The sequence below is a fragment of the Anabaena sp. CA = ATCC 33047 genome (genome assembly GCF_963870205.1).
Lineage (GTDB): Bacteria > Cyanobacteriota > Cyanobacteriia > Cyanobacteriales > Nostocaceae > Trichormus.
Genome location: NZ_CAWMSA010000083.1, coordinates 1 through 1,187 on the forward strand (window position 1 = coordinate 1; position 1,187 = coordinate 1,187).

The window sequence follows — 1,187 nt, forward strand, 5'->3', positions numbered from 1 at the left end:
GTAAAGCTACGGAATTAAACAGCATTAACTCTTCAGTGTTTACCCTGTGAATATGGGATAAAAGCGTATCCCTGCATTAAAGTATTAGCCACCTAAATACTGCTTATTACCGTAGAGTCAAGCATTCAGTTGAGGTTTATCAGCAAACAAGCATATTACAACTTAACACTATTAACCGCATTCTCACTGAACCGTATCAACCGCATCATTCAATCTGCTTGCTTGGTTTACTTAGATTTGTTGCACAATTTTAATCTTCTTAACACAAAAACATACACGATGTAATTATACAAATCTTGCCATTATGCTTGAGTGCGGTTAAGATTGCTACTGATATGTCACTTGCTATATCAAGCAGTTGGTAATATAAATGACCATCAAAAAACCTTTGGTAGTCAAGCAACCTGAAATTGGGGGGCTAATTCGGAATCTGCGGTTGCTGACTGGCCTTACTCAAGAACAGTTTGCAGCATATCTGGGTGTGACATATACGACGATTAACCGATGGGAGAATGGACGCTCTAAACCTTCACCTATGGCTATGGAGAAGATTGAGCAGAAGCTTAATGACTTGGATCAACAAGGTCAGGATTTAAAGCAGAAATATTTTGGTAATTAAAGGTGTAGGGGAAGATGTCAGAGCGTTTATTGCAATTGGATGATTTATCAAATATTCGTAGTCCTGAGAAAATTGCAGCCCTATTTCAAAAACTGGGTTACAACGCTGCTGCTCAACCTCTAAATATAGATGACTTACATTTACCAGCCCGTAGCACTGAAGCAATTTATGATTCTTACCTGATTGCTGACCAGGGTAACGGCGAACTGCAAGTATTACTGTTTCAGTTGCATCCAGAAGAATGGACTTCTAGCAATGCCGTTAGTAGTCGCATGAGAGCGATCGCTAATGTTATCGGTCAGCGTGCAACTGATTTTTTGCTGTTGGCGACGAAGGATTTTAACCAGTTGATGTTGGTGAATCCTCGCAAGAATTATGATAATAACCTGAATTTAAAAACCAGCATCCGCAAGTTATTAATTGATAGCACCAATCCCACTAATTATGACCGTGACCGATTGGAAGCAATAGCGGTTAGGGAGCAATCACCCCAGGAGCTATACAAAACCCACTGTGAAGCGTTTGATGTTGAGAAGTTAACCAAGTCTTTCTATAAAGGCTACAAGCA

At 39.8% G+C, this 1,187-nt stretch carries 2 protein-coding genes; both read left to right on the top strand.

What is annotated here, in order from left to right:
- Positions 1–370 precede the first annotated feature (370 nt).
- Complete coding sequence (locus tag AACS98_RS22320) at positions 371–619, top strand: helix-turn-helix domain-containing protein (protein WP_066384248.1); 249 nt, start codon at positions 371–373, stop codon at positions 617–619.
- A gap of 14 nt (positions 620–633) precedes the next feature.
- On the top strand, positions 634–1,187 hold a 554-nt coding region (locus AACS98_RS22325), incomplete at its 3' end, for a hypothetical protein (RefSeq protein ID WP_198161178.1).